This is a genomic window from Labrenzia sp. THAF191a (assembly GCF_009363335.1).
Taxonomy (GTDB): domain Bacteria; phylum Pseudomonadota; class Alphaproteobacteria; order Rhizobiales; family Stappiaceae; genus Roseibium; species Roseibium algicola.
On the sequence record NZ_CP045333.1, the window covers coordinates 2,936,280 to 2,959,656 of the forward strand.

At 60.2% G+C, this 23,377-nt stretch carries 23 protein-coding genes; 3 read left to right on the forward strand and 20 right to left on the reverse strand.

All coding sequences use genetic code 11. The features are described from left to right. Positions 1-35: 35 nt before the first annotated feature. From FIV05_RS13405 to FIV05_RS13420, 4 genes are all read right to left on the reverse strand, one after another. Positions 36-1,370, reverse strand: coding sequence for an 8-oxoguanine deaminase (locus FIV05_RS13405; RefSeq protein ID WP_152509890.1), 1,335 nt, complete (start codon positions 1,368-1,370; stop codon positions 36-38). 233 nt (positions 1,371-1,603) lie between these two features. Next, positions 1,604-2,938, reverse strand: coding sequence for an ATP-binding protein (locus FIV05_RS13410; protein ID WP_208997892.1), 1,335 nt, complete (start codon positions 2,936-2,938; stop codon positions 1,604-1,606). Between the two features lie 71 nt (positions 2,939-3,009). Continuing rightward, complete coding sequence (locus tag FIV05_RS13415) at positions 3,010-3,708, reverse strand: response regulator transcription factor (protein WP_077292134.1); 699 nt, start codon at positions 3,706-3,708, stop codon at positions 3,010-3,012. 34 nt (positions 3,709-3,742) lie between these two features. After that, positions 3,743-4,309, reverse strand: a complete 567-nt coding sequence (locus FIV05_RS13420) for a MarR family winged helix-turn-helix transcriptional regulator (protein ID WP_173013836.1) — start codon at positions 4,307-4,309, stop codon at positions 3,743-3,745. Between the two features lie 246 nt (positions 4,310-4,555). Here FIV05_RS13420 and FIV05_RS13425 point away from each other — a divergent pair, with 246 nt between their 5' ends. After that, on the forward strand, positions 4,556-5,458 hold the full coding sequence (locus FIV05_RS13425; protein ID WP_022998071.1) for a branched-chain amino acid aminotransferase: 903 nt from the start codon (positions 4,556-4,558) through the stop codon (positions 5,456-5,458). A gap of 49 nt (positions 5,459-5,507) precedes the next feature. Here the strand turns inward: FIV05_RS13425 and FIV05_RS13430 are convergent, their stop codons facing one another. Beyond that, a complete protein-coding gene (locus tag FIV05_RS13430; RefSeq protein WP_286202291.1) occupies positions 5,508-6,035 on the reverse strand; it encodes a TetR/AcrR family transcriptional regulator in 528 nt (175 codons plus the stop codon). Positions 6,036-6,115: 80 nt separating this feature from the next. On the opposite strand from FIV05_RS13430, the gene FIV05_RS13435 reads away from it, so the two are divergent. Beyond that, positions 6,116-7,192 carry an alcohol dehydrogenase family protein gene (locus FIV05_RS13435; RefSeq protein WP_152509892.1) on the forward strand — a complete coding sequence of 359 codons (1,077 nt, stop codon included), beginning with the start codon at positions 6,116-6,118 and terminating at the stop codon, positions 7,190-7,192. Positions 7,193-7,216: 24 nt separating this feature from the next. On the opposite strand, the gene FIV05_RS13440 is transcribed toward FIV05_RS13435, so the two are convergent. The 8 genes from FIV05_RS13440 to FIV05_RS13475 form a co-directional block, all read right to left on the reverse strand. Further along, on the reverse strand, positions 7,217-8,440 hold the full coding sequence (locus FIV05_RS13440; RefSeq protein WP_173013987.1) for a multidrug effflux MFS transporter: 1,224 nt from the start codon (positions 8,438-8,440) through the stop codon (positions 7,217-7,219). Positions 8,441-8,636: 196 nt separating this feature from the next. Further along, positions 8,637-9,098, reverse strand: coding sequence for a molybdenum cofactor biosynthesis protein MoaE (locus FIV05_RS13445; RefSeq protein ID WP_055655859.1), 462 nt, complete (start codon positions 9,096-9,098; stop codon positions 8,637-8,639). Between the two features lie 3 nt (positions 9,099-9,101). Continuing rightward, on the reverse strand, positions 9,102-9,353 hold the full coding sequence (moaD, locus tag FIV05_RS13450; RefSeq protein WP_152509894.1) for a molybdopterin converting factor subunit 1: 252 nt from the start codon (positions 9,351-9,353) through the stop codon (positions 9,102-9,104). Between the two features lie 43 nt (positions 9,354-9,396). Next, the gene (gene pgsA, locus FIV05_RS13455) at positions 9,397-9,969 is read right to left on the reverse strand and encodes a CDP-diacylglycerol--glycerol-3-phosphate 3-phosphatidyltransferase (protein WP_022998065.1); all 573 of its coding nucleotides are present in this window, start codon (positions 9,967-9,969) and stop codon (positions 9,397-9,399) included. A gap of 102 nt (positions 9,970-10,071) precedes the next feature. Beyond that, a complete protein-coding gene (locus tag FIV05_RS13460; RefSeq protein WP_152509895.1) occupies positions 10,072-10,362 on the reverse strand; it encodes an HlyU family transcriptional regulator in 291 nt (96 codons plus the stop codon). A 185-nt stretch (positions 10,363-10,547) separates the two neighbouring features. Continuing rightward, the gene (gene modA / locus FIV05_RS13465; protein WP_152509896.1) at positions 10,548-11,339 is read right to left on the reverse strand and encodes a molybdate ABC transporter substrate-binding protein; all 792 of its coding nucleotides are present in this window, start codon (positions 11,337-11,339) and stop codon (positions 10,548-10,550) included. A gap of 71 nt (positions 11,340-11,410) precedes the next feature. Beyond that, entirely contained in the window at positions 11,411-11,782 is a 372-nt protein-coding gene (locus tag FIV05_RS13470; protein WP_152509897.1) for a winged helix-turn-helix domain-containing protein, read from the reverse strand. Positions 11,783-11,949: 167 nt separating this feature from the next. Next, on the reverse strand, positions 11,950-12,975 hold the full coding sequence (locus FIV05_RS13475; RefSeq protein ID WP_152509898.1) for a carbon-nitrogen hydrolase family protein: 1,026 nt from the start codon (positions 12,973-12,975) through the stop codon (positions 11,950-11,952). 124 nt (positions 12,976-13,099) lie between these two features. Between FIV05_RS13475 and FIV05_RS13480 the strand changes: the two genes are divergently transcribed. Continuing rightward, a complete protein-coding gene (locus tag FIV05_RS13480; RefSeq protein ID WP_152509899.1) occupies positions 13,100-14,062 on the forward strand; it encodes a helix-turn-helix domain-containing protein in 963 nt (320 codons plus the stop codon). A 20-nt stretch (positions 14,063-14,082) separates the two neighbouring features. Here the strand turns inward: FIV05_RS13480 and mscL are convergent, their stop codons facing one another. The 7 genes from mscL to FIV05_RS13515 all read right to left on the reverse strand — a co-directional run bounded on the left by mscL (position 14,083) and on the right by FIV05_RS13515 (position 23,013). Beyond that, positions 14,083-14,526: a large conductance mechanosensitive channel protein MscL gene (gene mscL, locus FIV05_RS13485; RefSeq protein ID WP_152509900.1), complete on the reverse strand. Its 444-nt coding sequence runs from the start codon at positions 14,524-14,526 to the stop codon at positions 14,083-14,085. A 193-nt stretch (positions 14,527-14,719) separates the two neighbouring features. After that, positions 14,720-15,298: a thymidine kinase gene (locus tag FIV05_RS13490; RefSeq protein WP_022998058.1), complete on the reverse strand. Its 579-nt coding sequence runs from the start codon at positions 15,296-15,298 to the stop codon at positions 14,720-14,722. A gap of 129 nt (positions 15,299-15,427) precedes the next feature. Beyond that, complete coding sequence (locus FIV05_RS13495) at positions 15,428-16,531, reverse strand: endonuclease/exonuclease/phosphatase family protein (protein WP_152509901.1); 1,104 nt, start codon at positions 16,529-16,531, stop codon at positions 15,428-15,430. Between the two features lie 82 nt (positions 16,532-16,613). After that, positions 16,614-18,173, reverse strand: a complete 1,560-nt coding sequence (locus FIV05_RS13500) for a tetratricopeptide repeat-containing sulfotransferase family protein (RefSeq protein WP_152509902.1) — start codon at positions 18,171-18,173, stop codon at positions 16,614-16,616. A gap of 140 nt (positions 18,174-18,313) precedes the next feature. After that, positions 18,314-19,870, reverse strand: coding sequence for a tetratricopeptide repeat-containing sulfotransferase family protein (locus FIV05_RS13505; RefSeq protein ID WP_152509903.1), 1,557 nt, complete (start codon positions 19,868-19,870; stop codon positions 18,314-18,316). A 60-nt stretch (positions 19,871-19,930) separates the two neighbouring features. After that, complete coding sequence (gene uvrC, locus FIV05_RS13510; protein ID WP_152509904.1) at positions 19,931-21,910, reverse strand: excinuclease ABC subunit UvrC; 1,980 nt, start codon at positions 21,908-21,910, stop codon at positions 19,931-19,933. 89 nt (positions 21,911-21,999) lie between these two features. After that, the gene (locus FIV05_RS13515; RefSeq protein ID WP_152509905.1) at positions 22,000-23,013 is read right to left on the reverse strand and encodes a calcium/sodium antiporter; all 1,014 of its coding nucleotides are present in this window, start codon (positions 23,011-23,013) and stop codon (positions 22,000-22,002) included. Positions 23,014-23,377: the final 364 nt, after the last annotated feature.

Below are 23,377 nucleotides of genomic sequence, written 5' to 3' on the forward strand. Positions count from 1 at the left end.
GCGCACCTGGCCCCGTCTCCAGGGACAAGTCCGTTTCAGCGTTGCAGATTTCGCGCAAGCCGGTTCTGGCGTTCGATCACCCTCGGCAGGTCGATCGTGGTGATCTGGCCGTCGTTGACGACCTGACGACCTTCCACGAACAGGTGTTTGACGCGTGTCGGACCGGCGAGCAGCAGGGCCGCCGGATCCCAGCTGCCCGCGCTTTCTATGCCGGAAACATCCCACAGTGCGATATCGGCACGTTTGCCGAGGGCGAGCCGGCCGCAATCCGGCCGGTTAAGCACATCGGCGCCGCCACGGGTAGCGATTTCCAGGGCTTCGCGGGCAGACATGGCATCCGCACCGTTGGCCACCCGTTGCAGCAGCATCGACTGGCGCGCTTCCAGAACCAGGTTGCCGGCATCGTTGCTGGCCGAACCGTCAACACCAAGGCCAACCTTCACCCGGGCGTCGCGCATTGCGCGTACAGGGGCAATGCCGCTGCCAAGCCGGCAGTTGGAGCAGGGGCAATGGGCAACGCCGGTGCCGCTGCCGGCGAACAGCCGGATTTCCCGATCATCCAGCTTGACGCAATGGGCGTGCCAGACATCCGGCCCGGTCCAGCCGAGATCCTCGGCGTATTGACCCGGTCGGCAGCCGAATTTTTCCTGCGAGTAGGCAATGTCCTCATCGTTTTCCGCAAGATGGGTATGAAGCATAACCTTCTTGTCGCGGGCTAACAGAGCCGCATCGCGCATCAGGTCCCGGCTGACAGAGAAGGGTGAGCAAGGCGCAAGGCCGACACGAACCATCGCGCCTTCTGACGGGTCGTGAAAGGCATCCACGACGCGAATGGAATCTTCCAGAATGCTGGCTTCCCGTTCAACAAGACTGTCGGGCGGAAGGCCGCCGTCGCTTTCGCCGATACTCATGGCGCCGCGGGTCGGGTGAAAGCGAAGGCCGATCTCTCTTGCGGCGGCGATGGTGTCATCAAGCCGCGACCCGTTGGGATAGAGGTAGAGATGATCGGAGCTGAGCGTACATCCGGAAAGTGCCAGTTCGGCAAGTCCGGTCTGCGCGGAAAAGAACATTTCCTCCGGGCCGAAGCGGGACCAGATCGGGTACAGGGTCTGCAGCCAGCCGAAAAGCAGGGCGTCCTGGCCACCGGGAACAGCTCTGGTCAAGCTCTGGTAAAGATGATGGTGCGTGTTCACAAGGCCGGGTGTCACGACGCAGCCACGAGCGGACAGCGTTTCGCCGGAGGTCTCCAAATCTTTGCCGATTTCCGCAATCACGCCATCACGCAGACGAATGTCGACGGCTGACAGTTCCCGGCGGTCGTCATCCATCGTGAGGACGGTGTCGGCATTTTTCAGGAGAATTTCAGGCATGGTGCATTCCTCAAGTCCCCGTCTCATCGGAATGCGCTCGGCTGGTGGAAAACGGGGGCAAGAACCAGCAAGCCATTTGGTAGAAAATTGATGTTTGCCCAGTCAACCGGAAATTGGGTGGCGATTGTGTTTGATCGCCTTGAAAGACTTTCAAATGAAACAAATTGCTGGCTGAAAAGGCAAGTCTCTCGGCCAGATTGGCAGCGAATTCCTGCCTGGAGAGTAAAGTTTTCCTAAGCCGGGATACGCAGCCGTGCCCGCAAGCCGCCCATTGGACTGTCTTCGAGATAGAGGTCGCCACCATGGGCACGGGCAATGTCACGGGCGATGGCAAGGCCGAGACCGCTGCCGGTTTCATCCATGTTGCGAGCAAGATCCAGCCGGTGGAAGGCCCTGAAGGCAATCTCGCGCTGGTCTTCGGGAATGCCCGGGCCGTCGTCGTCGACGGTGATGGTGATCCAGCCTCTGTCGACCCGGCCGAGTACCTCGACCCGGTTTCCGTATTTGCAGCCGTTGGTGACCAGGTTGGAGAGGCAGCGCTTCATCGACAGGCGCCGGATCTCGACTTCCGGGGAGCCTTCGAACCGGGTCCTTACATCGTGGCCCGAGATCTCCGCTTCTTCTTCCAGTTCCTCCAGAAGAAGCGAAAGGTCGGTCTTCTGGATGTCCTCATCGCCATCGCCACTGGCAAAGGCCAGATAATCCTCGAGCATGTGGCTCATCTCGTCGACATCCTTGCGCATCGCCTCGCTTTCCTGCGAGCCGCCGAGGAACGCGAGTTGCAGCCTGAGACGCGTCAAAATGGTCCTGAGATCGTGGCTGACACCTGCAAGCATGGTGGTGCGCTGCTCGATCTGCCGCTCGATGCGCCGTCGCATGTCGATAAAGGCAAGGCTTGCCTGGCGAACTTCGCGTGCGCCGCTGGCCCGAAAATTCTCTACCGGCCGGCCCCTGCCGAAGGCCTCCGCCGCATTGGCAAGGCGCACGATCGGGCGGATCTGATTGCGCAGGAACAACAGGGCGATGATCACCAGAACCAGCGACGTGGAGAACATCCAGACCAGGAAGATGTGCGAATTGGAGGCGTAGGTCTGGCTGCGCCTTGTGAAGACGCGCAGAATGGAATCCTTCAACTGGATGCGGATTTCGACGAAGCGGGACCTGCCGACCGTGTCGATCCAGAACGGCTTGCCGATGCGCTGTCCGATCGCCTGGCTCAGTTCCTGGTCGATGACGTCGAAAAACGGCTTGGGCGTGGGAGGCGGCAAGGGCTCAAGTGGTGTCACGGTCATGGACATGCCGAGTGCCCGCGAGGCGAGTTCCTCGATGTTGGCGTAGTCCGGGTCCTGCGGATAGTTCTCCAGAACATAGACCACGGCCGCAATCTCGCGCACCACGGCTTCCGACATCCTGCGCGAGACCAACTGGTAGTGCCGCTCCATGAACACGAAGACGAGCACCGACTGCAGGATCACGATGGGGGCGACAATAATCAGGAAGGTCCGGGTGAACAGGCCCTTCGGCATGACCCGGTACATGAGCCTGGCGACCTGACGATAGACTGCCATCAGCGGTTTCAGGGGAACCGTCAGGGGCACGCGCCGGAAGAAGCTGTCGAGTCTCGCCATTTGTTTCCGGCTCAGTCGCACGCGAGCCTGTATCCGATGCCGCGCACCGTCTGCAGGTAGATCGGGTTCCCCGGATCCGTTTCGATCTTGCGGCGCAGCCGGTTGATCTGGACGTCGACCGTCCGTTCGCCCAGGCCGCTATCATCACCGACGATCTTGTGGCGAGGAACGGTTGCGCCCGGTTGCTCGGCGAAAATCGACAGGATCTGCTTTTCCCTGTCGGTCAGGCGCACCATGGCCTCGCCGTTCTTGAGTTCACCCCGGGCAGAATTGAACGAAAACGGGCCGAAGCGAATTTCTTCGCTGACAATGACCGGCTGCTGGTTGCCACGGCGCAGGATCGCGGCAATGCGCAGCATCAGTTCGCGCGGTTCGAACGGCTTGGAAAGGTAATCATCAACGCCGGCTTCCAGTCCGGCGATCCGGTCCGGGGCCTCGGAGCGCGCGGTGAGCATCAGGATCGGGACGGAGGAGTCCTCGCGCAGGGAAACGGCAAGTTCCAGACCGGTTTCGCCCGGCATCATGACATCGAGGATGATCAGGTCGAACTCCAGCCCGGACAGACACGTGCGGGCTTCGGCCGCATGGGCGGCCGCAGTCACACGATAGCCGTTCTCCTTGAGCAACCTGGACAGAAGGTCCCTGATGCGCTTGTCGTCGTCGACCAGGAGAATGTGGTTGGCGTTGTCGTCAGGCACCTGGGCATTCATGTCGGCTTTGTCGTCCTTTTGTGACCTCTGCCGGTCAATCCTTCAGATCGTAGAGACTGCGTATCAGCTGCAGGATCTGAGGCCGCGCTTCGGGGTCGATCATTCGGAGCAGAAACCTGCGGATAATTTCGTCGCTGCCATCTGGCAATCCAATTAGGGCGCGTTCAAGGCGCTTTTGCTGCAGGCTGGTGAGGTCCACAGCAAGGGCGTGCCCGCGTTCGGTGGTATAGAGCAGTCTCTGCCGCCTGTCATGATGACCTTCGCGCTGCTCGATGATGCCGGCGTCCACCAGTTGCTTGAGCACCCGGCCAAGGCTCTGCTTCGTGATCCGGAGAATGCCGAGCAGGTCAGTGACCATGATCCCCGGATTGCGGTCCACAAAATGCAGAACACGGTGGTGTGCGCGGCCGAACTCGTACTTGGCCAGTACGTCGTCCGGATCACCGGTGAAGTCGCGATATGCGAAAAAAAGAAGCTCGATAAGGTCGTAGGACAGCGCGTCTGCGCCATCCGTATCGTCCCCTTCGGGCTGCCTGGGCCGAACCTCGTCCGTATCCCGTCTGAGGGGCGGTCGGTCCGGTTTGAAATTTACGTCAGTCATATTGACTTAATTCTGGTCGATTGTTACTTCTATCCGGTCGCGAACGAAATGATCGGTCTTTTTGATGCATTTTCACGCATCAGATGATAAACGAATCCTATCATCGTCGCCGCGGCCATCAGGATACCGATAGTTGGCGTGCTGTGCAAAAAATACAGCGGTAAAAAAGGCGCAAGTCTTTGGCGTCATTTGCCTCTGTTAAAGAGAAAACAAAACAACGCTCATAGAGCGAGCGGGAGATGAAAAATGGCTGGAACGCCTTTTGATCAGCTCAGTGGTGATATCTGGTACGACGGCACTTTCGTGCCTTGGTCGGAAGCCAAACTGCATGTTCTCAGCCACGGACTGCACTACGGCAGCAGCGTGTTCGAAGGCGAGCGTGCTTATGGCGGCCGGATCTTCAAGTCCGAAGAGCATACGGAGCGCCTGCTTGCATCGGCGCGCATGCTCGGTTTCGAGATCCCGTACACTGCTGAACAGATCAACGCTGCCAAGGAAGAAACCCTGGCGCGCATGAACCTGACCGATGCCTATATCCGCCCCGTCGCCTGGCGCGGCAGCGAGATGATGGGTATTTCGGCTCAGCACAACACCATTCACCTGGCGATCGCCACCTGGGAATGGCCGAGCTATTTCAAGCCGGAAGAGCGCCTGAAGGGCATTCGCCTGGATATGGCCGAATATCGCCGTCCGGCGCCTGCAACGGCACCGTTCAAGGCGAAGGCCGCCGGTCTCTACATGATCTGCACCATCTCCAAGCATGCCGCGGAAGCCAAGGGTTACACCGATGCGCTGATGCTGGACTGGCGCGGCCAGGTGGCAGAGGCGACCGGCGCCAACGTGTTCTTCGTCAAGGACGGCAAGATCCATACGCCGACGCCTGACTGCTTCCTGAACGGCATTACCCGCCAGACGGTGATCGGTCTGGCACGCGACCGCGGTATCGAGGTTGTCGAGCGCGTGATCATGCCGGAAGAGCTGCCGGAATTCGAACAGTGCTTCGTTACCGGAACAGCCGCTGAAGTGACGCCGGTTTCCGAGATCGCCGGAAATACCTATCAGGTCGGCGACATCATCAAGACCCTGATGCAGGACTATGATGCCGCTGTGCGTCCGCAAACCCCGGCCCTGCAGGCCGCAGCAGGCTGATAGAACAGCCGCAAGGCAATAATCGGAAAGGCGGGCATTGGCCCGCCTTTTATTTTGCGGTTATGTCGGAATGCGCCGTCATAAGAAGCTTGCCGAGTAACTTGGCGCGTTCCACCGACCGGTCGCCATGAAGCGGCCAGGTCTGCGTCAAACCTTCCAGAAGAAGCGAGAGTTCGATCTCACGGCCGACAAGTCCCGTTGTGCTGGCGGCGAGGCCGGCCACCTGTGTTTTGTGTTCCTTCAGGAGATCAAACAGCTTCTCGTCATGGGGAGCAGATGCCACAGCGGCATGGAACAGGCAGCCTCTCGTGGTTTCGGTTTCCATCCAGCTGGCGACCCGGTCGAGGATTTCTCCAAGAGCTTGTTCCGGATCGGCCGGCAAGTCGCCAAACACAAGTTTCAGGTAGCGCTGGTGCCGATGCTCCAGGGCCGCGTAGACCATGTCTTCCCGCGACGGCAAGTATTTGTACAGCGTGCGAAGGCTTACGCCCGCCGCATCTCTCAAATCTCCCACGCTTGGCGAGGCAAAGCCGTTTTCGGCAAATGCCCGCTCAAGGCCCGAAGCGATCCTGGTCATGGTGTCGGTCATGCTTGACTATGTAGAATGATCGTTCTACACGTGGCAAGTAGAACGATCATTCTACCTAAGGAAAGCGTATGGCGATCCCCGAAAAGATGAGCGGTGTCGTGCTGACGGGGCACGGCGGACTTGAGAAGTTGGTCTGGCGGACGGACCTGCCGGTATCCGTGGCCGGGAAGAACGAGGTTCTGATCCGTGTCGGAGCGTCTTCGGTCAATAATACCGATGTGAACACCCGAACAGGGTGGTACTCCAAGGCCGTGCGTGGCGACACCGCCTCCGGCGCGGCTGACGGATATTTGGCCGACACCGGAGCGGATGGCAGTTGGTCCGGCAAGCCTTTGACCTTCCCGCATATTCAGGGCGCCGATTGTTGTGGTGAAATCGTTGCGGTTGGCGACGGCGTCCCGGCGAGCCGGATCGGCGAACGGGTTCTGGTGCGGGCGCTCCAAACTGTCGAAGCAGATGGCCAGGAACCTGCAATCTGGACCTTCGGGTCAGAGACAAACGGTGGATTTGCACAATACGCAACGGCAAGATCTCACGATGCGCTTGCGATAAACTCCCGTCTGAGTGACGTCGAACTTGCTTCGTTTCCCTGCGCCTTTTCGACGGCTGAAGGAATGATGCAACGTGCTGGTGTCAAGGCTGAGCGTGTGCTGATCACAGGAGCGTCCGGCGGGGTCGGCTCTGCGGCGATCCAGCTTGCCAAGCGCCGGGGAGCGCATGTCACGGCGGTTACCAGCGGGGAAAAAGCAGCCGACTTGCGGCTTCTTGGAGCCGACGACACACTGGATCGGAACGCGGTTCCGCCCGAACAGTCCTTTGACGTCGTGCTGGATCTTGTTGGCGGCCCTTCCTGGGGCAAGCTGATCGATGCGCTTTGCAACAGAGGGCGCTACGTCACATCGGGTGCGATAGCCGGGCCGATTGTGGAACTGGATCTTCGGACGCTTTACCTGCGTGACCTTACGCTTCTTGGAAGCACCTATCAGCCGGACAACGTCTTTCAGGATCTGGTGAGCTACATCGAAGCGGGTGAGATCCGGCCGGTGGTTGCTGAAACCTATCCCTTGCGCGAGCTGCGTGCCGCGCAGGAAAAGTTCCTGGAAAAAGCCTTCATCGGAAAAATCGCGATTGATGTCGGTGCGTGAGGCGCCGACATCAACATCTCATTCTCAGTCCTGGGACTGCTTGTCGTGCATGGCGTTGAACATGCGGCCGCGCTCGGCGTAGAGAATGCAGCCGATGGCACAAAGTCCATAGACTGTGTAAGCGAGGCCAAGTGGCTGGGTCGTGCCATCGAAAAGCTGCCCCATGATGTACCCCAGGATCGCGCCGCCAAGCGTCGAAATGGTGCCGATGACGGAGGAAGCGGTTCCCGCGATGGCGCCGAGCGGTTCCATGGCCATGGCATTGAAATTCGCGCCCAGGAAGCCGAAGCTGGTCATGATCAGCGTCGCCAGTATCATGAACGCCCAGAAGTTCTCCAGGCCCAGCAACGCCAGAATCCACACGACAAATCCGAGCGCGGTGTAGACGACCGCGGCCCCATGGGAGAGCCGCCGCATGCCGATGGCTTCCACCAGCTGCGCGTTGGTGAAGGACGCTCCGGCCATGGTGATGGCAATGGCAGCGAAGACGATCGGGAACAGGGTCCCAAGGCCGAAAATGTCGACAAAGATCTGCTGCGACATGGCCAGGAACGAGAACAGGCCGCCGAAAATGAAGGCAGTGCCGACGGTGTATCCAAGGCTTACGCGCGTGGTCAGTGCCGTCATGTAGGCGCTGACGATGGTGGAGACTTCCATCGGGCGGCGGTTTTCGACCGCCAGGGTTTCCGGCATCCTGAGGGCGGACCAGATCATCATCGCGACGCCGGAAATGAGCAGAAGCGCGAAGATCCAGTGCCAGCCGGCAATCAGGAGAACCGCCTGGCCGATGGAGGGCGCGACCACGGGAACGGCCATGAAGACCATCATCACCAGTGACATGACCTTGCCCATGCGCCTGCCGGTGTAGCAATCGCGCACGACGGAAAGCGCCGTGACGCGGGCAGCCGCACAGCCGATGCCCTGAAGGACGCGCGCGATCAAAAGCGTGTTGAGATCCATCGCGAAGATGGCACCGATACTGGCAAGGCTGTAAAGCGCAAGGCCGCCGACCAGGATGCCGCGCCGCCCCAGTGCATCTGTTACCGGACCGAAGAAGAGCTGCGCCCCGCCAAAACCCACCAGATAGGACAGGAGCACAAGCTGGCGGTTGTTCTCCTCAACGATGTTGAGTGCATCGCCAATCGCGGGCAGGGCCGGCAGCATGACGTCGATGGCCATGGCATTCAGTGCCATGATCATGGCGATGATGGCAACAAACTCGGCAAAGGGAATGCCTGGCTCGCGCAGAACTTCGGAAGAAGAGCCTGAAGCACCCTTTTCTGCCGCCGGCGATGCGGCGGCTGTGCCGGAGGGTTCACTGTCGTGTTTCACGGGGTCGGACCAATTCAAATGGGTGGGCTGCCGGTGCAGCCGCAAAGCTTGAGAATGGGAAAGAAGCGGCAGAGCGGCCTTGAATCAATAGCAGACTATTCGCTTGTGCAGCTCAGGTCCAGCGTGCGGCGTCCGTGTCGTCTTCGGTTTTCGCTTCCACCCAGGCTCCGGTGCCGCCTTCCGCAGGGTGTTCCTTCTTCCAGAAGGGGGCACGGGTCTTCAGGTAGTCCATCAGGAAGTCGGCAGCCTCGAACGCGGCCCGGCGGTGGGAAGAGGCAGCGATCACCAGAACGATGTTATGCCCAGGTGCGATCTTGCCGAAGCGGTGGATCACGGTAAGGCCCGTCAGCGGCCAGCGCTCTGCCGCTTCTCCGGCAATCCGGGTCAATTCGGCTTCGGCCATGCCGGGGTAGTGTTCCAGTTCCAGTGCCGCCAGGGTCCCGGCTTCATCCCGGCACAGACCTGTGAATGTAACCAGCGCACCGACGTCCTTGCGTCCTTCTGTAAGACGAAGGCTTTCGGCCTGCAGGTCGAAGTCTTCTGCCTGGACGCGGACAAGCGGGGTCGCGGACATCGTTCAGCCGCCTGTCATGGGCGGAAAGAAAGCGACTTCCCGGGCATCGCCAAGCGCAGCGTCAGTTTCCACATGCATCTGGTCAAGTGCGACGCGAATGGCGTCTTCTTCCTCGAACGCGGCGGCGTGATTGTCATCGAGTGTCTTCAGATGGGAGATCAGTTCAGCAACTGTCGCAACCGATGCCGGAACCTCGATGGTTTCCTCTTCGACGCCGACCCGTTCACGGACCCAGGCGAAATAGCGGATGTTCATGAAACCTCCAGGTGGTGTGCGGTCAGGGCCGGAATGAAGGCACCTATTCCGTTATCAGATGGCCGATGCCGGCCCGGAAATAATCGTACCCCGTATATAGGGTAAGCAGGGCGGCGAGCCAAAGTGCCACGAGGCCTGTTTGCGTCGTATAGGCGAATACGGTGTCGCCCGCCGGGCCAGCAAGCAGAAACGCGACAGCGATCAACTGGACGGTGGTCTTCCACTTGGCAAGCTTGGTAACGGGAACGCTGACCTGCAGTTCGGCCAGAAATTCGCGCAGTCCCGAGACCAGGATTTCCCGGCACAGGATGATGATTGCCGCGATCATGGTCCAGCCGTAGATGGTTCCGTCACCGGCCAGCATCAGCAGGCTGACGGACACCAGCAGCTTGTCGGCAATCGGGTCGAGCATGCGACCGAGTGCGGACTGCTGTTGCCAGGCCCGCGCCAGGTAGCCATCGAAGAAATCGGTGATAGCTGCCAGAACGAACAGCGCAAGCGCAACCCAGCGGGCTGTGTTGCCTTCGAAATAAAAACAGACCGCAACCGCAGGAACCGCCAATATGCGCCCATAGGTGAGGAGATTGGGCAGGCTCAGGACAATATTTCGTTTCATGTCGGCTTTCGGATTTCGGGCTGAACCCGGCGCTTTCGGCCCGGAATACGGGTTCCCGGCAGCACCCTGACTATTCATTTCCGGTGAAGATCCGGTCCTGGCTCAATCGAATATGCTATCGCCGACCTGGTCAATCATCAATTTGGCCTTGCGGATCATCTCGTTGGCCGCAGCTTCCTCGTCCGGCAGCGTGTCTGCACGAATGAAGGTGTGCACCTTGGTTGTCTCGCCAACCTGCTTTTCAATCCGCCCGCTGACCTGCCATTGGCCGTTCGACAGCTGGGGCTGAGCGACGATCAGGTAACCGTCATAGTCCACCGTCGTTGCCTTCGAGGCGCCTTTGTTGTCGTCTCCGGAAGAGCCGAAAAGGGATTTGAACATCTTGCCGAGCATCTGAGGCCTCAATCCGTTTCATTTGCCCCCTTTTACGAGGGGCGGGGAAGGGCTTCAAGGGGAGAGGCCGGAGAAGCTTGCGGGAATTTGCATTCTTCAGCGCAAGGTGAAGGGGCAGAGGCATCTCGTCTGGCCTGCTCACGTGTTCGGCGGCGTGACGTTCCTGCGTTGACCGGCTTGAAGACCTAGCGATCGAGTACGACGAAACCCTGACGTTCGAAGGCTTCGCGCGCGTCGGGGGCCTGGAGATAGGCTAGAAACTCTTCTTCCGCAGGTGAGTCCCGATTGGCCAGATCCGCCACCGGATACACAATCGGCGGATGGCTTTCTGCCGGAAAGGTTCCAACGACAGTCACATTGTCCTCTGCCACGGCGTCCGTGGCATAGACAATGCCGTAGGGCGCTTCGCCCGTTGCCACCAGCGCAAGCGCGGAACGAACATTGTCCGACTGCGCTACCCGTGGTTCCGCATCGTCCCACAGCCCGAGGCTTTGCAGGGCTGCCTTGCCGTAAATGCCCGCGGGAACTGCATCAACCAAAGCCATGGCAAGCCGGTTGTCGCCCAGGATTTCGGGGAGGTTCAGATCGGCCGAAATATCGAGCGGCTTTGCTTCACGGCCATGTGCAATCAGGACGAGGGAATTGTTGAGCAGGTCGAACCGGGTGCCGGCCTCAAGCTGCTCGTCCTTTTCCAGAACATCCATCCAGTCCGGATTCGCCGAGATGAAGATGTCCGCCGGTGCTCCCTGCTGGATCTGCCGCGCCAGCGCCGAAGAGCCCGCAAGTGATATCACCAGTTCGTGTCCGGTGGCTGCTTCGAAACGCTGTTCGATCTCTTCCAGGGCGTCCGCCAGGCTTGCTGCGGCAAAAACGGTGACTTCCCCTGCTGCCGCAGTGGTTGGCTGAGCCGCAAGGCCTGCAAGAAAGGCCGCGCCAGCCAGAGAGCGCAAGCAGGCGAAGAGACTGGAATTGGACATGCAGCTGGTTCCTCGAAAGTGCGATATGTTTCTTCGGGAATATCGCAGGCGAAGTTGCCAAAAGGCAAGCGTTATTTTCCGTCGGGAATATCGCTCAGCAGGGTTTTCAGCTTTTCGATGTGCGGGTCTCCGGCGGCACGCGCCTTCAGTTCAATCGCGCGATACTCCTCGAGAACGGCGAGGCCGGTCTCGGTAATCTGCGCCCCACCGCCTTTTGCGCCGCCGCGGCTGCGTTCCACGAGGGGAGAGCGGAACATGGCATTGAGGGTTTCCACAAGTTGCCAGGCCCGCTTGTAGCTCATGCCCATCTCACGGCCCGCGGCCGCTATCGATCCGGTGCGCTGAATGCGTTCCAGCAACTCGGCCTTGCCGGGGCCCATCATTTCGTCCGGGCCGAACACGAGGCGGATGCGGAACCGGGGACTGCTGTCTTCGTCTTTCATGCGCCGATATTGACCTTGCCGGCTACGCCTGGACAAGGCGCAAATTTCGGTTCCGCGGGTTTGTCCAAGTGTGCCGGCGAGGTCAGCGCCAACGGATTGGCGCAGCGTACAGTGGACCCGGGCAATCCCGGACCGGTGCGCAGGTACCGCGCGCCGGCACGTTTGGTCTACTCGGCAGCCTCTTCCACGGGGCTCTGCCGCGCTGTGGCAAGCTCGCTTGCATCTTCCCAGCCGGGCGCATCGTCGAAGGCAACAACGGGGCGCTGTTTCTTCCGGTTGAGCAACAGTCTGGTGGCGTCCCGCTTGGCATAATGACCCGCCGGATCAGCGGCTGCCTTGGCGAAGGCAATCATGCCGAGGTCGATGTCCGCAAAGACGAGGCCTTCTTCGTCCTGAGCGATCTGGGTGCCGATTTCCTGCCCGTCCGGGGCGTAGATGCGGGTATAGCCGCCGCCAAGCGGGCATAGCGCTTCCTTTTCCGGATCGCCCTGGCAGAGCGCGTCCTGGATGTCCTTGGTGACCAGCGAGCAGGGTGCGAGCACGAAACAACCGCCTTCAACCGCATAGATCATCGACGCCGCGTTGTTGACTTCGTGGCCAAGGGCGTAGGCCGTGCCCTTGTAGAGATGGAGATTGGGCCAGGCGGCACAATGGATCTGCTCGTTCTGGGCATACATGGCGTATTTCGACAGCGGTTGCAGGTGTTCCCAGCAGGCCAGCTGGCCGATGCGGCCGAGGGAGGTTTCGACTACGGCAAGATCAGAGCCGTCGCCTTCGCCATAGACCGTGCGTTCCACATGAGTGGGTTTCAGCTTGCGCCGGCGGTTCACGACCGTGCCGGTCTCGTCGAAATGCCATTGGGCGATATAAAGCGAGCCGCCGTCACGTTCCGAGCAGCCCATGGAAATCTGGATGTTGTTTTTCCGGCAGGCGTCGGCCAGGCGCTTTTCGTGGTCCGAACCGGCGACAATGGAATTTTCGAAATAGCGTCCGGCAAACTGCATCTGCCAGGCGACGGGGCCGAGCCAGATGTAGTTTGGATAACCGGGCAGCCAGGTTTCGCTGAAGGCGACCAGTCTGGCTCCGGCTGATGCAGCTTCCTCGATCAGGCGGACGGCCTTGTCGATGCCGGCATCAAGATCGAGAAAACAGGGGGCGGCCTGGACGGCTGCGACTTTGAATTGCTTGGTCATGTGATGTCCTCCTAGGCCTCCCAGCCTGCCGGAGTGACGACGAGATTACTTTTGTCCCTGAGCCAAAAAACTTGCGTTTTTGGGCAGACTGCCGAAAATCGACCAGTCGAACACGGAAAGGGATATGAGCGGCCAGGCCTCATACAGCACAGTGGACATCGCACCGCGCGATCGCTTCGCCTATTGGCGGGAAGCGGTCTGTGACTCTTATGTCCAACTGGGTTGTGAAGCCGGTGAGGGCCCCGGTTTTGTCGGCAGTCTGGATATCGAGCGCCATTCGGCCCTTTCCGTTTCCAGAGTGTCCGGGACAGCCCACAGGGTGGTACGGCGTCTCAGCGACATCCGGTCGGCGTCGGAAGCCGATTTCCTCGTCAGCCTGCAGACCGCAAACTCCTCGCGTCTGACCCAATTCGGAAAGACATCGGTGCTGCGTCCAGGCGACATGGTGGTCTATGACAGCACCCAGCCTTATTGTCTGGATCTGACGGAACCCTTCTCGCAAACGGTCCTGCAGTTTTCGAAGGCAAGCCTTCTAAGCCGCCTGCCTTTTGCCGAGACGCTTGGCGGAACCTGGATCGACGGCCAAAGCGACATCGGTCGTCTTGTGCGGGAGAGCATCCTGGCGTTTTCAGCCCACCTGAACAGCGGCTCTCCGGTGTTTGCCTCAACGCTTCAGGAAACACTTCTGGACCTGGTGGCAACCGGGCTGGCGGGCAGCCGCAAGAGCGAGCTGGCGCTTTCGTCGTTCGATCGTCAGATCCTGCTCAGGGCACGCAGCTGCATTGCGCGTCGCATTCACGATCCGGAGCTGGACCGGAACCAGGTGGCGTCGGCCACCGGACTGTCGGTACGGCGTCTCAATGCGATCTTCCAGTGCGAAGGGTCTTCGATCGCTGGCGAAATCCGGCAGAAACGGCTGGAGGTCGTTGCAGCGGCGCTGCATGACCCGAGATTTGCAGCGATGTCGATCAGTGAAATCGCGATGCGCTGCGGGTACAACAATCTGCAGCATTTCTCGACACTGTTTCGCAAGGCTTTTGGCCGTTCGCCCCGGCAGTACCGGGGCGAGGAAGAGTGCTCGCGGTAAAGGGTCCCGCGAAGGTAAGATCAGGCAGGGGACTTGGCTGACTTAAGCTCGTCGCGGATTTCGATCAGGACGTCGATTTCCGACGGGCCGGTCTTGACCTCAGGCTCGACGTCGTCCGGCTTTTCAGCCATGGACTTGATCCGGTTGACCGACTTCACAAGCATGAAGACGACAAACGCGATGATCATGAAGTTGATGCAGGACGTCAGAAAGGCGCCATAGGCGAAGACGGCGGCTCCGCTTTCACGAGCGGCGGCAAGACCGGTGCCGGCAGGAACCTCCCCGGACAGAACGACATACATAGAGGTGAAATCGATGCCGCCGATGATGAGCCCGATAATCGGGTTGATCAGGTCATTGACCAGGCTGGTGACGATGGCGGTGAATGCTGCGCCGATGATGATGCCGACGGCAAGGTCCATGACGTTGCCCTTGGCGATAAAGTCGCGAAATTCCTTGATCATATGCATACCCCAAAAGTCTTCGGATCGCTGACCAGAGTGCGCGCGGTAGCACCTTCAACGAATTGGGCTGCGGCGGGGCGTCTTGTCAGAAAAACTGATAATCCTGCTCCGGGGGGCTTTGTCCATCACAAAGTGAGGGCACTGCGACCAGTCCGAGGTGCGGTTCTGCAAGGTTCCGAACGGAAAGTGGCGATCAGCCCAGCTTCCGCTCGCTCCAGTGACGGCGGCAGAGCGAGACATACTTGTCATTGCCACCAATTACGACCTGGTCGCCTTCCTCGACGATCTTGCCGTCCGCATCCAACCGGGCAACCATGGTTGCCTTGCGTCCGCACCAGCAGATGGTCTTGATTTCCTTCAGATTATCCGCAAGCGCCAGCAAGGCGGCGCTGCCGGGGAAGAGCTTTCCCTGGAAATCCGTTCTGAGGCCGAAGCACATCACAGGAATCCGCAGCGTGTCGGCTACCCGGGCGAGCTGCCAGACCTGGTCTTCCGTCAGAAACTGGGCTTCGTCGACGAAGACCGCGTCGACCTTCTTCGCTTCGTCGGCGCGCAGTATGTGATCAAAGACGTTGTCAGCCGAGTTGAAGACATCGGCATCCGCTCCCAACCCGATACGCGATGCGATCCGGCCCTTGCCGCCGCGGTCGTCGAAGGCGGCGATCAGGAGCAACGTGTTCATCCCGCGCTCCTCGTAGTTGTAGGCGGCCTGCAACAGCACTGTCGACTTGCCGGCGTTCATCGAGGAGTAGTTGAAATAGAGTTTGGCCATGCGGAACTTTGGGAATCGGTCTTGAAGTTGCGGGCAGTTTTCAGGAAACCACCCGAAGCCTCAAACACTTTCCGGTTGAAGTCACAGCCAATGTCGCAATTTTCAGGTGCCGGGCGCAGGTCGCCGAAGTCAGTTGCTCGGCGTCTGGGCGATCTCCACGATCAGCGGCAAATGATCGGAACCGATATCGGGGCCAAGCGAAACGTTGACGATCTGGATGTCCTTTGAAACGGCGAACTGGTCGACAGGCGCACCGAGGATCCAGTGCAGGCTGTAGTCGAAGAAGAAGCGCGTCGTCTGCGGCCATCCGTCCGGATAGGCCGTCTTCAGCCCGTTTCGTGTCAGTGTCTGCTGGAACCGGGCAGACCAGGGTGAACTGTTCCAGTCGCCGATCGCCAGAATGTTGCTGCCGTTGTCGGCCTTCAAGGTATCGATGACGTTATCGGCCTCGTCGAAATATCGGCGCTTGTTCTCCCAGCGGATCTTCGAACGCGGGCTGTCGGGATGAATGACCAGGAGATGCAGCGGAGCCGAACCGGTGTCGACGGAGAGCGACAACAGTTCCCTGTCGCCATCGTAATAGACATTTGCCCCGGGAGGGACATCGCCAGAGATGACACGGGTTTCTTCCGACGTCAGCGGAAAGCGGGAATAGACCGCCAGGCCCCCCAGGTCTCCGACCTTCAGGTATTCGGGAAATCCGTTCTTGCCGGCACCGCCGGTCGGCAACCCCAAGCGTTGCCAGCGGCGTTCCTGAAGCCACCACAGCACTTCCTGAAACACCACGACATCAGGCTGCTCCTTTTCCAGAAAGGCCTGCAACACCTTGTCCCCCAGAAACAGGTGTTCAAGGTTGATGGAGACGATCTTGAGCGGACGGTCTCCCGGCGCGGCGGGACCGAGAGGCTTGGTGTTGGCAAGCGTGCGAGCTCCGGTGAACCCGGCCAGGCTGAGAAAGGCGATCACGGCCACGAACCAGGTCAACCGGTACAGCAGACGCAGCCGATGGCGAACGAGGAAACCGGCCGCACCGCCAAGACACCCTGCCAGGCCTGCGGCCAGAAACTGTCGCAGGAAGAAGCTCATGTTGTCCGCAAGCCAGACGTCCGGTGCCAGAAAGGCAAGCAGGCCGAGCACACTGACAGCAATGGCACCAAGGCTGCCGCACCAACCGATCAGGGATAATACGCTATGGATCAGGGAACGCGGTTTAGCCTGGGGCTTTCGAAACATGGCAGCCTGGGTCCGATTTCATGAGAAGGCGGCTGTGCTTAGCACGGACTGTGCGGAAGGTGCGACCTGTTTTGCCGCAAAGTCAGTTCGCCTTTGCCTCGAGCGCTGTCAGAAGCGGCTGAATAAGCCTTTCATAGGCCTTCCAGCGCCCGACGGACGAGCCATAGACCGGTCGGCGTGCCTGCTCTCGGCTGAAGGTGAAGATCTGGGTGGTCTCGTCAGGGGGCTTCAGGCAATCGTCGTCCCAGTCCAGGCCGGTATGGGCGAGCAGGGCCCGACTTTCCGTCTCATTGTCGCTGACAAGGCTTTCATAGGACTGATGCCTCAAGGCGACCGGCAGAACCTCTGACCAGTGGGCCATCAGATCACGGTAGAGATTGAAATAGCGGCCGAGTGAAGCCTGGCTCTCATTGTAGGAATGATGCGGCGGTAGCGGCGTCATGTAGATCGAAAGGCAAGTGTCTTCCGCGCTCCGCGTCACATGCACGAAACTGGCGTTGGGAAAAAGAAGGGCGAGAAGCCAGAGGTTTTCGAAGTTATGAGGCATCTTGTCGATTACACGGTGCGCTCTCTTGTCGATATCCTCCAGATGGGAGAGATAGCGGCGGCCAATGCGCTGAGCGTCCTGCCGTGTCATTTGTCGGGCTGCCTCGAAAAGGCGCGGGTCGTGTATCCGGCCGGACGCCAGAACATGAATCCGATCGGGGATGAACTGAAGCTCCCCCGCGGCCCGTGCGGCGGGGTGTCGGCCGATGATCCGCTCTACCAGGGTCGTGCCCGAGCGAGGCATGCCGAAAACGAAAACCGGCCTGTCACTTGAAAGCGCCCAGTCCTTCCGCTGTTCGAAAAACTCCCGGTCAAAGACGACCTTGCAGGTTTCCACGAAGGCTTTCTGGAGGTCCGGGTCGTGGGCGGGATAAAGACCCGTCCGGTATCCGTCGAAAAAGGAAAATGCCTTGCCGGTGTCGCCTGCAGCGTCGCAGATCTTGCCTGCGGCAAACGCAAGACGGGTGACTTCGGCGGTTGTGGCACCTTGGGGCAGGTTCGAAAGATGCCGTTCAATCCCGTCAAGGACACTCGCCTTGAGCGTTTCGTCCTGAGTTTCGGCAGCCGCGGTCAGGATTGCGGGATCGGAAGGCGCCTCGGTGAAGGCGGTGCGAATATGATTTTCAGCAAGCTCCCGATTGCCGAGCGTCATTTCCAGTTCGAAGAGGCCGAGATGAGCGCGTGGCGACCGCGGATCGGCCTTCAGAGCCTGCTCGAAGGCCTGCCGGGCAAGTCCGGAGCGCCGGAGATCGGCGTAGACTTCACCGAGGACGCGTTGCGCGTATTCAGACCCCGGGGCGAGCGACGCGCCCTTGCGCGCATGAGGCAGTGCGTCTTCGCTGCGCCTCTCGATGTTGAGCGCGCTTGCAAGTGTGGTGTGAACCACTGCTTCCTTTTTCGCGACTTTTGCGGCCTCTTCCAGATGCGGGATCGCCTGCGCGGTTCGGCCGAAGGAGAGGCAGGCGATGCCCAGGCCATACCGTGCACGGGCATTGCGCGGATCGTTCTGGAGCACTGCCTCCAGAAGCGCCTGAGCGCGGTCGAATTGCCCGGCTTGAAGAAGAGCAAAAGCTTGTTCGGTCGGATCTGGGTGCATCTTTGTCCGGTGGTCTGCACCGCACAAGCGGCTGGTCTCGCGAACACACCCGTTTCCAAATAAGGCGCGGAAGACGCGCCGGGTGCCGGTTTGTCGCTACAGCTTGTGATAAACCGGCCTGAAGATGCAACCCTCCGGTGTCAGGTTTCGATCCCTGCAAGCCCGTCGAGCAGCGGGCCAATGTGATCCCGGTACTTTTCGAAGCGGTTCATGGCCCCTGTATGAATGGGTTGCCTGACCTGGGTCATGGAGAAGGTGAAGACCTGCGCCTCATTGCTCTCGTGATGGCGGCAGGCATCGTCCCAGGCCAACCCGGCATGACTAATCAGTAGTGGGCGCTCCCTATCCGGATCGCTCACAAGGGTCTCGTAGGACTGATTGCGGATCTCAACCGGCAGCACCGTGCTCCAGTGCGTCATCAGCTTTCTGTACTGGCCATAATAATGGGCGAGCGATTGCTGGCTTTCACAGTAACCGTGCTTGCCGGGCAGGGGCGTCATGTAGATGGAGACGCAGGTGTCGGCCGGGTTGCGGCTGACATGGCAGAAATGCGCGTTTGGGAACAGGAGGGCGATCAGCCAGAGGTGCTCGAAATTCTGCGGCATCTTGTCGATCACGCGGGCACTTTTCTTGCTGAAACCGTCGAGCAGGGTCAGGTACTTGCGGCCGATGCGCTGGGCGCTCTTGCGGTCAAGGGCCAGGGCGGCGTCGAAGAAGGCATTGTCACCGGTGTGGCCTGCCGTCAGACCGTCGATCTGCTCGTCAAAGAAGCTGAGTTCGCCCGCAGCCGTTGCTTTCGGGTGGGCAGACAGGATGGCCTCCACCAGCGAGGTGCCTGATCGCGGCATGCCGAAGACGAAGACGGGCCTGTCGCTGGTGAGGGCAAAATCCTTGCGGTCTTCGAAAAACTGTTCCGAGAAGACTTCCCGGCAGGTTTCGACGTGGTGTTCCTGCCGGTCTGCATCATAGTGGCCGTAAAGGTCGTCTCGATGCAGGCCGAGGTAATGGAAGGCCTTGGGAATGTCGCCGGTGTCGTCGCAGATCTTGCCGGCGGTGAAGGCAAGCCTTGCCCGCTCGACCTTCGCCATCGGCCGGTCCGCATCGTTCAGCAGGGTCTCGATCTTTTCCAGCGCCTCTTTCTTCAGTGAAAGGTCGGAGAGGTCCCTTGCACTGATGAGCACCGAGGGTTCCTCGGGAGCCAGTTCCAGTGCGCGCCGGAAATGAGTTTCGGCCTCGTCCATCTTGCCGAGCGAGACTTTCAGCCGCGAGAGCGCCAGATGCGCGATCGCCGATGCCTCGTTGATGGCGAGCGCGTTTTGAAAGGCATGTTCGGCCATCACGGGCCGCCGCAGCCTTGCGTAGATCTCGCCCAGGGTGCGGTGGGCGAATTCGGATTTGGCGTCGAGCGCAACTGCCTTGCGCGCATATGGCAGGGCCTCCTCGAAACGGTTGTCGAGGGTGAGGGCATCTGCAAGTGTTGCGAAGATGACGGCTTCCTTCTTCGCGACCTTCGCGGCAGCTTGTAGGTGTTCGATTGCCCGGGATGCGTGACCGTGGGTCAGATAGATGACACCAAGCCAGTGATTGACCTGAGGATCGCGCGGATTGGCTGCATTGAGATCGGTCAGGATCTCCAGCGCCATGCCGTAATCCTTTGCGTCGATGCACCGAAGCGCGGCTTCCAACGGGTTTGACACTCTCAGAATTCCTTGGCTTTGGCAAAATCATTGGCCGGGAGGAAGCGTCGGCTCGACGTCCTATTCATGAAAATGGTCATAGACCAGTTTGGCAATCGCCTCGGAAATGCCGGGAACGGCGGCCAGGTCGTCGACCCCCGCCTTGGAGACGGCCTTGGCCGTGCCGAAGTGGCGCAGCAGGGCCTTCTTCCGCGTCGGACCAACACCCGCGATCTCATCCAGCGGGTTCCTGGTGATGTCCTTCTTGCGGCGAGCCCGGTGGCTGCCGATGGCAAAGCGGTGCGCTTCGTCGCGCAGACGCTGCACGAAATAGAGGACGGGGTCGCGCTCGGGCAGCATGAAGGACTGCCGGCCGGGGATGAAGAATTTCTCCCGTCCGGCATCCCGGTCGGGCCCCTTGGCGATGCCGACGAGCGGGACATCGGTGATGCCGAGGCTTTCCAGCGTTTCGCGGGCCGCTGTCAGCTGGCCCTGGCCACCGTCGATGAGCACCAGTTCCGGCCAGGCCGGTACGCCGGTATCGGCAGGGGCCGTTTCCACTTCGCCCTCATCGGTATCCTGGAGGGCTGGATCGACCGCCTCCGGTTTGCTGTCTTCGCGGGCGTGTTCCTTCAACAAACGGGAGAAGCGCCGCGTCAGCACTTCGCGCATCATGCCGTAGTCGTCGCCGGGGACGAGATCCTCCGACTTGATGTTGAACTTGCGGTACTGGCCCTTGGCGAAGCCTTCCAGGCCGGCAACGATCATGCCGCCCACCGCATTGGTGCCCATGATGTGGGAGTTGTCGTAGACCTCGATCCGGCGCGGCGCTTGGGGCAGGTCGAAAGCTTCCGCGACGCCTTTCAGCAAACGGGCCTGGCTGGAGGTTTCCGCAAGTCTGCGGCCGAGCGCCTCGCGTGCGTTGGTCAGTGCGTGGTCGACCAGCTCCTTCTTTTCCCCGCGTTTGGGGCAGGCGACGTCGACCTTTCGGCCTGTGCGTTCGGAGAGCGCCTGCGCGAGAAGGTCCTGTTCGCTCAGTTCGTGGGAGAGCAGGATCTGCCGCGGAGCGGGTTTGTCGTCATAGAACTGCGCCAGGAAGCTTTCCAGAATATCGGCTTCCTCGAAGGACTTGTCGGCCTTGGGGAAGTAGGCCCGGTTGCCCCAGTTCTGTCCGGTGCGGAAAAAGAACACCTGCACGCAGGTCTGGCCGCCTTCCTGATGGATGGCGAAAACGTCGGCTTCCTCGACCGACTGCGGATTGATGCCCTGATGCGCCTGAATGTGCGACAATGCCGACAGGCGGTCGCGGTAGATGGCGGCGCGCTCGAACTCCAGATCGGCGGATGCGGCTTCCATCTGCTTTGCAAGCTGGGTCTTGATCAACTGGCTGCGGCCGGAGAGGAAGGCCTTGGCCTCCGACACCAGGCCGGCATAATCCGCCGGATCGATTTCCCCGGTGCAGGGGCCTGCACAGCGCTTGATCTGATACTGCAGGCAGGGCCGGGAGCGGTTTTCGTAGTAGCTGTCCGAGCAGGTCCGGATCAGAAAGGCTTTCTGGAGCGCATTGATGGTGCGGTCGACCGCGCCTGCCGAGGCAAAGGGTCCGAAGTACTCGCCCTTGCGCTTGCGGGCACCGCGATGCTTGACGATCGCGGGGGATTCATGATCACCGGTCACCAGGATATAGGGAAAGGACTTGTCGTCGCGCAGCAGCACGTTGAACCGTGGTCGCAGGCGCTTGATCAGGTTGGCTTCCAGAAGCAGGGCTTCCGGCTCTGTCTGGGTGACGACGAATTCCATCGACGCCGTCGCCAGGATCATGCGCATGATCCGGTTGGACTGGCCCTGCAGGCGCGTGTAGCTGGTGACCCGTTTCTTGAGACTGCGGGCCTTGCCGACGTAGAGAACCTCGCCGTTTTCGTCCAGCATCCGGTAGACGCCCGGCCCGTTGGGCAGGCGCTTGACCTCGTCGGCAATGACCTCGACGCCCTTGCGTGCGGGGGCATTGCCGGTCTCCGGCGCGGATACGGCGCTTTTTTCAGAATCAGTATCGTCCTGCATGCCAGACATTTAAGCCGCGCAAGGCAATAGGGAAAGAGGCGGGTACGGCGAAGCGGGGCTCTGCTGCCAATCCGCGGCCAAAAGAGTCTTCAGGAGGTGTGACCCAGCACATAGACGGTGGCGATATACGCACAATAGGCCGCCGTCATGACTGCGCCGGATATACGGCCGAGACAGATGCGCATTCCAGCCAGGAATGTCAGCAGGATCGCACAGGCCAGCATTACCCAGATATCCAGCTTCAGGACTTCCTGCGGCACGTCGATGGGCACGATGACGGCGGTGATGCCGATGATGGCGAGCAGATTGAAGACGTTGGAGCCGATGACGTTGCCAATGGCGACGGCACCATGCTGGCGAATGGCGGCCATGACCGTGGTGGCAAGTTCAGGCAAGGAGGTGCCGAGGGCGATGACCGTCAGGCCGATGACGGCTTCGCTGACGCCCCAGGAGGTTGCGATCGACGTTGCTCCGCTGATGGTGAAATGCGCACCGAGCGGCAGGCCGACCAGGCCGAGAAGAATATAGGCGAGCGCGATCCAGACGGAATCGGGAACGTCCTCCACCTCGTCCAGGCCATCATCGTCTTCCATCGGGATATCGGCAGCAGCGGCACCCGCGGATGCCGCGGCGATGGCTTTCTGCTCTTTCCTGTGCTTCTGCGCCATCATGGTGGAGGCTGCAAGGAAGACACCGAGCAGTGCCAGGAGAATGAGGCCGGCGGTCAGGCCGATGGGCGTGAAGAAACAGAGCGCCATGAAAACAATGGTGACTGCGACCATGAACAGTGCGTTGCGCGTCGCGCCGGTTTCACCACACGGGGTTGCCGCGATCAGCGCGGGCATGCCCAGGACCAGAAGCACGTTGGCGATGTTGGAACCGACCACATTGCCGATGGCGATGCCGCCGGCGCCTTCCAGCGCGGCTTTAAGGGAAATGACCAGTTCGGGAGCAGAGGTGCCGAAGGCGACGATGGTCAGACCGATGACCAGATTGGGAATGCCCAGACGCTGCGCAATACCGACCGAACCCCTGACCAAGACATCGCCTGCGATAATCAGAACAACAAGTCCGCCTGCGAGGCTGATGTAGTCAAAGAGCATTTACGAATTTCCGGTTCGGGTCAGTTTCAATCTTCGAAGGCGGCTTCAATGTGGCAGCGCCAAAGTTCAACTTGGCGCCTTATACGCAATAGATCGGTGAGGGGAAAGCCGCGGACAAGGATCTTTCTACCGGCCAAATGGGGTTCCTGAATGCAAATTGCAATTGTCTTTACGGGTCTTTCATCCTGTCAGAATGTTGCCTCCATTTGTCATCAAAACTCCCCATTCTCAATCCTGATCCGCCACAAACGATCTCCATATCTATTCGTTGGGGGAGAGTGAGGACGCGGCGTTATACCCGTCCAACTCGCAACTGGCCGGCAATTTCCGGCCAACGCACTAATGGATAAAGTGGATCTGGAGT